Here is an 11,812-nt window from a genome sequence, read left to right as displayed (position 1 = left end):
GGGCGGCGGAGTCACGCCCGGCGCTCGAGCTCTCCGGAGAGTCCGGCCAGCAGCACCTGCTCGGCGAACGCGGGCAGCGAGGAGGCGACCTCCACGAAGGTGCCCTGCGCGGCGATCACGCCCTCGTCCATGTAGCAGATCCGGTCGTAGTCCTTGATGGTCGACAGGCGGTGCGCCACCGAGATCAGCGTGACCTCGCCCTGCAGCGACCGGATCGCCTTGGTGACCTCGTCCTCGGTCTTCGTGTCGAGAGAGCTCGTGGCCTCGTCGAGCACCAGCACCAGCGGATCGGTGTACAGCGCGCGGGCGATGCCCAGACGCTGCTGCTGACCGCCGGACAGGGACACGCCCCGCTCGCCGATGCGCTCGTCGATGCCGTTCGCCCGCGACGCGACGAGCGAGCTGAGCTGCGCGCGTTCCAGGGCGTACTCCACGCGGTCCCGGTCGATCTCATCCGTCCAGGTCAGGGCGACGTTCTGCGCGATCGAGGCGTCGAACAGCGCCACCCGCTGCGGCACGTAGCCGACGCGCCCGCGCCACTGACGGAGCACGCTCGAGAGCGGGTGCCCGTCGATCTCGATGTCGCCGGTCGTGGCCTGGCTGAGGCCGAGGAGCAGGTCGATCAGCGTCGACTTGCCGGCTCCGGACGGCCCGACGATGCCCAGCGAGCTGCCGAGGGGGATGTCGAGCGAGAGCCCGCGGATGACGTCCTCGTCGGCTCCCGGGTACCGGAAGTGCACGTCCGACAGGCTGAGCAGCCGAGGGTTCTCCGCCAGCTCCGCGGTGTCGGCGGGCGTCTGCGACACCTCCATGTCCTTCTCCGCGGCGGTGAGGTCACCGATGACGTCCTGTGCCGAGGGGATGCTCGCGACACCCTGCACGATGCCGCCCTGGATGCCGCTGATCGCCGGGATCAGGCGGAAGCCGGTCGCGGTGAACAGTGCGACGGACGACAACGCGGCCGCCAGACCGCCCTGCCAGTACGAGACGCCGCCGATGATCACGACGCCGCCGATGAGGGCGGACTCGAACGCGAACGACGGGACGACACCGAGGAACGACGCGTTCGCCCTGGCGCGGACCGAGTGGTGGCGGCTGTCCGTCACCAGCTGTGCGACGTCGGCGAGCCGGTTGCGGAGGCTGAGCTCCTTCAGCGCTTCCATCATCTCGGTCATCAGGATCGCGACGCGGTAGCTGTAGTTGCGGTTGACGGTGGCGGCCTCCAGCGAGCGCTTCGTCACTACCTGGTGCACGATGAGCGCCACGAGGATCAGGTACACCATGGCGATGAGCGCGGTGATCGGGTCGACCACCAGCAGCACGACGATGATCAGCACGAACGTGAAGATCGAGCTCGGGACGCGCATGAGCGGCAGCAGGAAGCCCGACATCGTGTTCGCGATGCCGCCGTCCGCGATGCGCGTGATCTCGGCGACCGTGCGCTTCGAGCGCTCCTCCCAGCTGGAGTTGATGTACGCCTTGAACATCCGGTCGCCGATCTCGAGCTCGTAGCGCGCGAACCGGCGCGTCGCGAACCAGTGCAGCGTGACCGAGAGCACCGACTTCAGGATGATGAGCGCGCAGGCGCCGAGCACCAGAAGCGGCGTCATGTCGGGTGAGACCTCGCCGATCAGCGGGAGCCGCAGCGCCCCGCCGGTCAGTGCCGGGCCGATGATCACGGCCAGCAGCGACATCGCCACCACGTCGAGTGCGGTGATGAGCGTCGTGGCGATCATGTACCCGACGAAGTACCGCTGCGCGCCGGTCGGCAGCAGCGGGAGGAGATCCTTGAGGACCGGCCAGATGCGTTTCATGTTCTCGCGTTCAGAGGGCGACGGATGCGCCGTTGGCGGCGGAGGAGAGAGCGCCCTCGACGACCTCGAGCGTGCGCAGGCCCTGCTCCATCGTGACGACGTCGTTCGGCTTGCCGAGGACGGCGTCGCGGAAGGCTTCGTGCTCGACCCGCAGCGGCTCGCGCTTGGCGAAGGAGAACCGGGTGATGTCGCCCTCGGACACGCCGCGGAACGCGAGCATCGACTCCCACTCGAGCGGGATGGTGCCGTTGGCGTAGAACGTCAGGTCGCCGGTCGCGGTGTCGGCGATGAAGGTGCCGCGGTCGCCGGTGACGACCGTGATGCGCTCCTTCATGGGCGAGAGCCAGTTGACGAGGTGGTTGACGATCACGCCGTTGGCCAGCCGGCCGGTGACCGTGATCATGTCCTCGTAGTCGCGTCCGCTCTTGTGCGCGGTCTGCGCGAACACCGTGGTGTACTCGCTCTGCGCGACCCAGCTCGTGAGGTCGATGTCGTGGGACGCGAGGTCCTTCGCCACGCCCACGTCGGCGATGCGGGCGGGGAACGTGCTCTGGCGGCGGGTCGCGATCTGGTACACGTCACCGAGCTCCCCCGCCTCCAGGCGGCGTCGCATCTCCTGCAGCGCGGGGTTGAAGCGCTCGACGTGGCCGACGGCTCCGACCAGGCCCCGGGCGGCGAAGGCGTCCGTCATCCGGCGCCCCGCCTCGAGCGAGTGCGCGATCGGCTTCTCGACGAGGGTGTGCACCCCGGCGTCGGCCAGCTTGAGCGCCGCGTCCTCGTGGAACGCGGTCGGCACGGCGACCACGGCGATGTCGATGCCGGCGGCGATGAGCGCCTCGATGTCGGGGAGGATCTCGAGCTCGCCCGCGACCTTGTGCGGGTCACCGCCCGGGTCGGCGATCGCGACAAGGTCGATGCCCTCCACGTCACGCAGCACGCGGGCGTGGTTGCGGCCCATCATCCCGACGCCGAGCAGTCCGGCGCGCAGATTCGCCGCCATCAGGCGCCTGCCCCCGCGACGGCGTTCACCGCGGTGACGATGCGCTCGAGGTCGTCCTGGCTGAGCGACGGGTGCACCGGCAGCGAGGCGACCTCGCGGGCGGCACGCTCGGTCTCGGGCAGGTCGAGGCCCGGGGCGAAGCGCGTGAGCGAGGGCAGCCGGTGGTTGGGAATCGGGTAGTACACGCCGGCGCCGACGTTGTGCTCGTTCTTGAGCGCCGCCACGAAGCCGTCGCGGTCCTCCGGCACCCGGACCGTGTACTGGTGGTACACGTGCACGGCACCGTCGGCGACCGGGGGCACGACCACGCCGCGCAGGTTCGCGTCCAGGAAGGCCGCGTTCTGCTGACGGGTCTTCGTCCAGGCGTCGACCTTGTGCAGCTGCACCCGGCCGATCGCGGCGTGGATGTCGGTCATGCGGGCGTTGAAGCCGATGATCTCGTTCTCGTACTGCCGCTCCATGCCCTGGTTGCGCAGGAGCTTGACCTGACGGGCGATCTCGTCCGTGGCCGTGGTGACCATGCCGCCTTCGCCACTGGTCATGTTCTTGGTCGGGTAGAGGCTGAACATCGCGAAGTCGCCGAACGAGCCGACCGGGCGACCGTCGAGCGAGGCGCCGTGCGCCTGCGCCGCGTCCTCGTACAGGGCCACGCCGCGCTCGGCGGCCAGGGCCTCCAGCTCGCGCATGCGGGCGGGGTGACCGTACAGGTGCACCGGGAGGATGCCCTTGGTCTTGGGCGTGATCGCGGCCGCGACGGCTTCGGGGTCGAGCGTGAAGGTCTCCGGCTCGATGTCGACGAACACCGGGGTGCCGCCGGTGAGGGCCACGGAGTTGCCCGTCGCCGCGAACGTGAACGACGGCACGATGACCTCGTCGCCGGGACCGACGCCCGCGGCGAGCAGACCCAGGTGCAGACCGGCGGTGCCGGAGTTCACGGCCACGGAGGGCCGCCCCGGCACGAAGTGCGCCGAGAACTCCTGCTCGAACGCGGCGACCTCGGGGCCCTGCGCGACCATGCCGCTGCGCAGCACCCGGTCGACGGCCTCGCGCTCTTCGTCGCCGATGATCGGCTTGGCGGGGGGAATGAACTCGCTCACACGGTCTCCTTGGTCAGTGTTCCGTCTGTCTCGGTGTACCGTCCGCCGGTCGCGGGGCACACCCAGGTCTTGTCGTCGTCGGCGCGCGTGAGGGGAACGCCCGCTTCGCCCACCCAGCCGATGCGGCGCGCCGGCACCCCGGCCACGAGCGCATAGGAGGGGACGTCCTTCACCACGACGGCCCCGGCCGCCACCGTCGCCCAGGCGCCGATGGTCACGGGCGCGACGCAGGTCGCCCTGGCACCGATCGAGGCGCCACGCTCGATCGTGACGCCGACGGGCTCCCAGTCGTGCGCGCTCTTCTGCGTGCCGTCGGCGTTGATCGCCCGCGGGTACGTATCGTTCGTGAGCACGACGGCCGGTCCGATGAACACGCCGTCGCCGAGTCGAGCGGGCTCGTACACGAGCGCGTAGTTCTGCACCTTGCAGTTGTCGCCCATGACGACACCGGTGCCGATGTAGGCGCCGCGGCCGACGATGCAGTTCTCGCCGAGCTGCGCGTCTTCCCTCACCTGAGCCAGATGCCAGATCGAGCTCCCTGCTCCGATCTTCGCCTCGGGGGACACATCGGCCGAATCGACGATCCGGACGTCGGTCGGTGAGGGCATGCGGGATTCTCCTCGCGGCTCGGGAAGGGGACTCGGTCATCCTATCTGCTCGCACAGGTGTTTCCTGAGAGGATAGGGGTGTGACCAACCCAGCCACTCCCGACCCGCATACCTGGGTTGTCGTACCGCTGTACAACGAAGCAAGCGTCATCGCCGGCGTCATCGCGGGGGTCCTCCCCCACTTCCCGAACATCGTGTGCATCGACGACGGCTCCACCGACGGCTCCCTGGAGGTGGCTCGACGCGCCGGAGCCCACATCGTCGAGCACCCGATCAACCTCGGTCAGGGTGCGGCCCTGCAGACGGGCATCGAGTACGCCCTGTCCCAGCCGGGCTGCGAGTACATCGTGACCTTCGATGCCGACGGCCAGCACCGCATCGAGGACGCGGTGGCGATGGTCGCCGCGGCGCGTGCCAGCGGCGCGGCGATCGTGTTCGGCTCGCGCTTCCTCGACGACCGGACGAACCCGGGCTGGATGAAGCGCGTGATCCTGAAGACCGCGGTGTGGGTGACCAACATGACCACGAGCGTCAAGCTCACCGACGCGCACAACGGCCTTCGCGTCATCCGCGCCGACGCCGCCGCGCGCCTGCAGCTCAAGCAGGACCGGATGGCGCACGCCACCGAGATCGTGCTGCAGCTCGGCGACACGGGGCTGCCGTGGATCGAGCACCCGGTCGAGCTCCTCTACACCGACTACTCCAAATCGAAGGGCCAATCGGTGCTCAACTCCGTCAACATCCTCGTCGACCTGATCGTGCGGTGAACGCCATGTGGATCCAGATCCTTCTCATCGCGGCCGTCATCGCCATCGGCGCCGTGTTCATGCGCCGGACCGGTGCGGACAGCCACCTGGCGATCCGCCGTCTCCTGTACGGCGGCTTCGTGCTCGTGGCGATCGTGTCAATCCTGTTCCCCCAGTGGCTCACCTGGGTCGCGAACCTCGTGGGCGTCGGGCGCGGTACCGACCTGCTGCTGTACGCACTGGTGGTCATCTTCATGGTCTTCGTCTACACGCAGTCGAGGAAGAACGCCGCGCAGCAGCGCAGCCTCACCCTGCTCGCGCGCAAGCTCGCGCTGCTGCAGGCGTCGCAGGACCCGCAGGACGGCGCGCGTCGTGCCGCCCCGGGCGACGGCCAGCCCGAGGATTAGCCGCAGGCGGTGATCCGCCAGAGGCTCGCGTCACCCTCCGAGGCGACCTCCTCGAAGCCCGGCCGGTCCTCGAAGTCGGTCATGCCGGGCATGAGGTACTCGCCGGGACCGGTGCCGCCGATGCCGAAGTCGAGCACGTAGTCCGGGTCGCCGTAGGCGGCGAGGGCCTCGCACACCGCCGGGTCCTCCGCGGCGTCACGCAGGTGCGCGGCGATCACGTCCCACGCGGCGGACTGCGGCGGCGCCCACGTGCGGGGGACGATGTCGCGCTCCCCGAGCACGTAGGCGAAGCCGGCTCCCGTGGAGGGGTTCGCGATGATCAGCGAATCCCGCGACACGAGGTCGGGAAGCTCGGTGAGCAGGCGGTACTCGTCGTCGGAGAGGTAGCTGTCGGCGTTCATCGCGTAGCGGGACTGCTCGTCCGTCTCGTCCGCGACGCGCAGTAGCACCACCGGGGAGAGCGCGACGTTGACGATCCCGACCACGGCGACGACCGCCAGCGAGACCAGCGCGACCGCGTCGCGACGCGCTCCCGTGAGCCTCGGGACCGCGGCGGACACCATCCGCACGATCATGGCGAGGCCGAAGGCGGCGAGGGGGACGACGACGATCGGCACCATCGCCGCGAGCCGGAAGGAGTCGCCGTACCAGGGACCGGTGAGGGCCCTCTTGATGAAGGGGAGGTCGGTGCCGACGCTCACGATGTAGAGCAGCGAGAACCCGGCCCATCCCACCGCCAGCCACCGCAGTCGCCGGTCGCGCACGGCGGCGATCAATCCGGCCAGCAGCAGCACGCTCATCCCCCACGCCGCGGGCAGCAGCGAGTGGCTGTTCACCAGCACGTCGGCGATCGCGCCGAACACGCCGCGGTACGACCGCCACAGCACCGGTCCGGCGAGGTAGGCCAGGACGAGCCACACGACGCCCACCGCGGCCCAGCCGATCACGATCACGCTCCACCGCAGCACAGGGCGCGCGCCGGGGCGGCGGATGCCGAGCAGCAGGCTCCCGGAGAACCACAGCATCACCAGCGCACCCCACGTGAGCACGGACGACGGCTGCGACAGCGTGGCCGCCGTCACCGCCAGGAGCGCGGCGACGCCCGGACCCGCAGCGGCCAGAAGGCGTTCACCGCGCCGTGCGCCCCGCCACGACCGCACCGCGACGATCGTGAGGGCGACCGCGGCGGGGACGACGGCGAGCGAGAGGGCGTAGGGGTACAGGACACCCCACTCGAACATGAGCTGCGGGAACGCCATCAGGCCCGCCGACAACCCGGCCGCCAGCGCCGTGACCAGTGCATCCCCGCGGCTGACGACGTGGGCGAGCAGCGACACGCTCAGCGGCCACACCACCGCGGCGATCACCAGCGCGACGATGTTGGCCGCGACCGGGATCGAGCCGATGTCCAGAGCCACCAGCGAGGTCATGGCGTGCCAGGCCGCGGGATAGAAGGTGGATCCGCCCAGCAGGCCGGAGAGGTCGAGCGACGAGACCGTGCCGGACTCGGCGGCCCAGCGCAGCGCGTTCAGGTGGAAGACGGCGTCGTTCGTCTGGGAGATCGCGGTCGGCGTGCCGACGTACGCCATCAAGCGCGCCGCGTTGAGGCCGCCGCCGACGATGAGGCCGACGGCCAGGAGCGCGAGGTGCCGCGGCTGCCGTCGTGGCACGTCGGCCACGCTGCGACCGCGACGAAGCAGCAGCGACACCGCGAACACCACCGCCACGACGACCGCGACCGCGATGCCGACAGAAGCGAGACCCCAGTGCACCCCGAGGAACGGGAAGACGATGGCCAGCACCGCGAGCGTGCCGACCGAGAGGCTCGGCGCCGACGCCCAGAGCGTCAACCCGCGCAGACGGAGAGCGGCGCCCAGCAGAAGACCGGGGACGAAGAAGACGAGGAGCGTCAGGGCGATCAGCCCCGACTGCGCGACCCAGTCGCCGATCATTCGTCGACCAACGCGATCGCGCCCTCGATCTCGCCGTCGTACACGACCTCGCCCTTGTTGATCACCACGCCTCGGGTGCAGAGCTCACGCACCATCTCCATGTCGTGGCTCACGACGACGAGGGTCTTCTTCTGCGCGATCAGCTCGCCGAACTTCTGCCGGCACTTCTCCCGGAAGGGCGCGTCGCCGACCGACAGGATCTCGTCGACGAGCAGCACGTCCAGCTCGACGTGGATCGCCACGGAGAACGCGAGCCGCATGAACATGCCGGAGGAGTAGTGCTTGACCTCCTGGTCGATGAACTGCTCGATCTCGCTGAACGCGACGATCTCGTCGTAGCGCTCCTCGATCTCCTTGCGCTGCATGCCCAGGATCGCCGCGTTGAGGAACACGTTCTCGCGCCCGGACAGCTCGGGGTGGAAGCCGGCACCGACCTCGATGAGACCCGCGACCCTGCCGCGCGTGAGCACCTCGCCCGCGTCGGGTTCCATGACCCCCGAGATGAGCTTGAGGAGAGTGGACTTGCCCGAGCCGTTGAGCCCGAGGATCGCGACCGACTCCCCCTCGTTGATGACGAGGTCGAGCCCCTTGAGCGCCTCGAAGGTGCTGGAGGTCTTGCGACGTCGGATCCAGGCGACCACGGTGTCCTTGAGCGACAGCGCGTGGTTCAGCGTGAAGTTCTTCCGCACACCGTCGACGACGATGCTCGGGCGGGGGGCGATGGCGGTACTCATAGGTCCTGCGCGAACCTTCCCTCGAGTCGGCGGAAGACGAGCTGCCCGATCAGCAGCGTGCCCAGGGCGATCAGGAACGTCCACAGCGTGTTCCAGCCGAGGCCGGGCGGCAGCGGCATGCTCGTATCGGTGACCGGACGCCAGAAGGCGTAGTGGAACAGCTCGACGCCCTGCGTGATCGGGTTGAGCATGTAGAGCTCGAGGATCCAGTCCGGCCAGCCGAGCGTGCGGACGGCCTCCTGCACCATCGTCCACGCGTAGAGCACGGGCGAGGCCCAGGTCGCGAGCAGGAGCAGCAGTTCGACGATGTTCTCCGCGTCACGGAACCGCACGTTGATCGCGCCGAAGAACAGGCCGAGCCCCAGCGCGAACAGCGTGACGATGACGATGCCCGCCAGCGCGGCGAGCACCGAGAGCACGGTGATCCCGGGGATCCAGCCGAGGAAGAGGCACACGATCAGCAGCAGGGCCAGCTGCGGGAGGAAGTGGATGAACGCCACCAGCACGGCGGAGACGGCGAAGAGCTGCCGCGGCAGGAACACCTTCCGCACGAGCGGGGCGTTGTTCACGATCGACGTCGTCGCGTTCTTGAACGCCTCGGAGAAGAGGTTGATGACGACGATGCCCGAGAACAGGTAGACGGGGTAGCTCTCGATGTTCCTGTTCAGGCTGAGGAACAGTCCGAGGACCACCCAGAACACCAGGAACTGCGCCCCGGGTCGCACGTACGACCAGGTCCAGCCGAGTACCGAGTTGCGGTAGCGGGTGGTGACGCCGGTCCGCACGAGCAGGTACAGCAGATACCGCCAGCGCACCACATCGATCAGACCGCGACTCGTGCCGGGGGTGTCGAAGGAGGAACGCGGGACGACGGCGAAAAGATCTCGGGTATCTGTCACGGCCCCACTCATTCAGCTGCGGCGGCGGTCGCCGCGGCGCACTCCAGTATCCTATGGCACCCGTCCGGACGCCTTCACGGCACGCGCTCAGCCGAGGGCGGTGAGCGTGTTCCAGCCGTTCCCGATCACGCCGCTCGCGCCCCAGCCGCCACGGCCGTCACCGCGGAACAGGTAGAGGTTGCCGTTCGTGTGCCGCCCGAGGAGGTCGGAGGTGCCGTCGCCGTCGAAGTCGCCGGGGCTGAACAGGGCGTTGAAGCCGCCCCACCCGACACCGATCTGACGCGGGGTGCCCCAGCCGCCCGTGCCGTTGGTCGGGTACACCCACAGGCGCGCGTCGGTCGTGCGCATGATGAGGTCCGCCCGACCGTCGCCGTCGAAGTCGCCGCCGTTGACGGCCATGTCGAAGCCGCCCCAGCCGTAGCCGATCTGGATGGCCTGGCTCGCCCAGCCGCCCCTGCCGTCACCGCGGTAGTACACGAGGTGGCCGGCGGAGTTGCGCGCGATCATGTCGGTGTTGCGGTCGCCGTCGAAGTCGATGCCGCCCACGAGGAGCGTGTGGTTCTGCCAGCCGTTGCCGATCACGACGGGCTGCCCGTAGCCGCCCGCGACACCGGGGATCAGCCAGAGCCGTCCGTCGGGGGTCACCCGACCGAGGTCGCGGTACCCGTCGCCGTTGAAGTCGCCCATGGGGATCAGTCGGTCGCCCGCCGTCCACCCCGAGCCGATCTGCTGGGAGCCGCGCCAGGCACCGGCGCCGTTTCCGCGGTAGAGGTTGAGGTTCCCCTGTGCCGTGAGCCCGAGCACGTCGGGTCCGCCGTCACGGTCGACGTCGCCCACGCCCGATGGCATGGCCCGCGGCTTGGTGACGAGGTCGCCCGAACCGGTCAGCGCCGACAGGATCTGCCAGCCGTTGCCGATCTTGCCGCTCGACGTGATCGCTCCCCGTCCGTCGCCGGGGTACATGTAGAGGTCGCCGTTCGCGGTGCGCGCCGCCACGTCGTTGACGCCGTCGCCCGTGAAGTCGCCCGGCACGAAGATCGCGGTCATGCCGCCCCAGCCCTGCCCGAGCTGACGGGAGCCGGTCCAGCCGCCGCCGCCGTCTCCGTAGTAGGCGAACAGTCGACCGGCGGCGTCCCTGCCGATGAGGTCGGGGTTGCCGTCGCCGTTGAGGTCGATGTTGCCGACGAGCATGTTCATGCCGGCCCACCCCCAGCCGACGCGGATCGCAGGCAGGAGGCCGCCCTTGTCGTTGCCGCGCCACAGCATGAGGTCGCCGTTCTTGGCGGTGGTGAGCACGTCGGGGATGCCGTCGCCGTCGAGGTCGCCCGCGGCGGTGGAGAGCACCACGCCGCTCCAGTCCAGGTTCAGCGACTGCGGTGCCGAGAAGCTGGCGCCGCTGCCGCGCATCACCGAGACGCCGTTGCCCTGGCGGATGATGAGGTCGCGCGTGCCGCTGCCGTCGAGATCGCCGACCACCATGGCCGCGCTGACCCCGGTCAGGCCGCTCGCGAGCTGCTTGCGGTTGCCCCACACGTTCTTCGCGAACGGGTATCCCCACAGCACGCCGGCACTGTCGACGCCGACCATGTACGACGAGGAGCTGACCGAGGCGAGCGAGGGCACCTGGGGCGCCTGGGTGGAGCCGAACCAGTCGGTGAAGTAGTTGTAGAAGTTGCGGTTGCCGTAGGCCGAGCAGGTGTCGCCGTCGCCGTATCCGGCGCGCAGCGCCGCGGCGTTCGGCTGATACGGCGTGTAGTAGTAGAGGGCCGAGGTCGCCTTGTTGGCGATGTACACCGGCGAGGAGCCGCACGCGCGGTTCGGGTTGAAGAGGATGTTCCAGGTGCGGCCGGGCGCGTAGTACTGGAACCACTTGCCCTCCATGTAGATCTGCATCTGGCGGGCGGCGCCGTAGATCTGGTGGAAGAAGCCGACGTACTGCGGGTCGCAGGGCGCGTCGTCCGGGCAGCCCTGTCCGAGCGCGATGTCGTAGCGCCAGGCGCTGGGCCACGTGTGGTTGACCAGGCTCTGCTCCTTCTGGAGCATCACGATGAGCACCTGCGGGTTGATCCCGCACGACTGCGCTGCACGGTAGATGATGCGCGCGGCACTCTCGTTCGCGGCGCCGGTGTATCCGTCGCAGTACTGGTCGGCGGCCCGAGTGACCGTGGTCATCTTGAAGTCCTTGATGCACACGATGGGACGACCGTCCTCGTCGGTGCCGCCGAGGCACCGCGAGACGCGCGCGTTGAAGAAGGCCTGGATCTGCGCCTCCGTCATCGTGTCCTTGTTGGTGAAGACGGCGTCGCTGATGATGTTGCCGGGCGTGAAGCCGGCGAGCGTGCTCTTCGCGATCCCCGACGCCGCGGGGGCGCCGACCGCGCGGGCGACGGGCGCGGAGGCGGAAGCGGCGGCCGTCGCGGCGGTGGCCGGCACGACGGTGCCGACGAGGAGGGCGGAGACGGCGAGGAAACAGGTGAGGAGTCGGGAGGTCCTCAGGGTGTTTCGCGAGCGTGGGGCACGTCGAGACATGTGACCAGTGTGACGGAAGTTGCGAG

10 protein-coding genes are annotated in these 11,812 nt (G+C 69.5%); 2 read left to right on the top strand and 8 right to left on the bottom strand.

Annotation, left to right across the window (positions count from 1 at the left end; genetic code table 11):
- Window positions 1–11 precede the first annotated feature (11 nt).
- The 4 genes from ACFV3I_RS07960 to ACFV3I_RS07945 are packed head-to-tail and all read right to left on the bottom strand — an operon-like array spanning window position 12 to window position 4,519.
- Window positions 12–1,814, bottom strand: coding sequence for an ABC transporter ATP-binding protein (locus ACFV3I_RS07960; protein ID WP_136029914.1), 1,803 nt, complete (start codon window positions 1,812–1,814; stop codon window positions 12–14).
- A gap of 10 nt (window positions 1,815–1,824) precedes the next feature.
- On the bottom strand, window positions 1,825–2,814 hold the full coding sequence (locus ACFV3I_RS07955; protein WP_136029915.1) for a Gfo/Idh/MocA family protein: 990 nt from the start codon (window positions 2,812–2,814) through the stop codon (window positions 1,825–1,827).
- A complete protein-coding gene (locus ACFV3I_RS07950) occupies window positions 2,814–3,911 on the bottom strand; it encodes a DegT/DnrJ/EryC1/StrS aminotransferase family protein (protein WP_136029917.1) in 1,098 nt (365 codons plus the stop codon). The genes ACFV3I_RS07955 and ACFV3I_RS07950 overlap by 1 nt, the downstream gene beginning before the upstream one ends.
- Window positions 3,908–4,519, bottom strand: coding sequence for an acyltransferase (locus tag ACFV3I_RS07945; RefSeq protein WP_136029919.1), 612 nt, complete (start codon window positions 4,517–4,519; stop codon window positions 3,908–3,910). The genes ACFV3I_RS07950 and ACFV3I_RS07945 overlap by 4 nt, the downstream gene beginning before the upstream one ends.
- A gap of 80 nt (window positions 4,520–4,599) precedes the next feature.
- Here ACFV3I_RS07945 and ACFV3I_RS07940 point away from each other — a divergent pair, with 80 nt between their 5' ends.
- Window positions 4,600–5,286 carry a glycosyltransferase family 2 protein gene (locus ACFV3I_RS07940; protein WP_378822674.1) on the top strand — a complete coding sequence of 229 codons (687 nt, stop codon included), beginning with the start codon at window positions 4,600–4,602 and terminating at the stop codon, window positions 5,284–5,286.
- Between the two features lie 5 nt (window positions 5,287–5,291).
- Complete coding sequence (locus ACFV3I_RS07935) at window positions 5,292–5,672, top strand: DUF2304 domain-containing protein (protein ID WP_378822673.1); 381 nt, start codon at window positions 5,292–5,294, stop codon at window positions 5,670–5,672.
- Here ACFV3I_RS07935 and ACFV3I_RS07930 read toward each other — a convergent pair.
- From ACFV3I_RS07930 to ACFV3I_RS07915, 4 genes are all read right to left on the bottom strand, one after another.
- On the bottom strand, window positions 5,669–7,624 hold the full coding sequence (locus ACFV3I_RS07930) for a DUF6541 family protein (protein WP_378822672.1): 1,956 nt from the start codon (window positions 7,622–7,624) through the stop codon (window positions 5,669–5,671). The two genes, ACFV3I_RS07935 and ACFV3I_RS07930, sit on opposite strands and share 4 nt — an antisense overlap.
- Window positions 7,621–8,358: an ABC transporter ATP-binding protein gene (locus ACFV3I_RS07925; protein ID WP_136029927.1), complete on the bottom strand. Its 738-nt coding sequence runs from the start codon at window positions 8,356–8,358 to the stop codon at window positions 7,621–7,623. The genes ACFV3I_RS07930 and ACFV3I_RS07925 overlap by 4 nt, the downstream gene beginning before the upstream one ends.
- Window positions 8,355–9,269 (bottom strand): ABC transporter permease, encoded by a 915-nt coding sequence (locus ACFV3I_RS07920; RefSeq protein ID WP_378822671.1) that lies wholly within the window; start codon window positions 9,267–9,269, stop codon window positions 8,355–8,357. Before ACFV3I_RS07920 ends, ACFV3I_RS07925 begins: the two co-directional genes overlap by 4 nt.
- A gap of 75 nt (window positions 9,270–9,344) precedes the next feature.
- Entirely contained in the window at window positions 9,345–11,786 is a 2,442-nt protein-coding gene (locus ACFV3I_RS07915) for a VCBS repeat-containing protein (protein ID WP_136029931.1), read from the bottom strand.
- Window positions 11,787–11,812: the final 26 nt, after the last annotated feature.

Source organism: Microbacterium sp. NPDC059771, from assembly GCF_042732495.1.
GTDB lineage: Bacteria > Actinomycetota > Actinomycetes > Actinomycetales > Microbacteriaceae > Microbacterium > Microbacterium sufflavum.
This window is presented reverse-complemented; position numbering and strand designations above follow the sequence as displayed.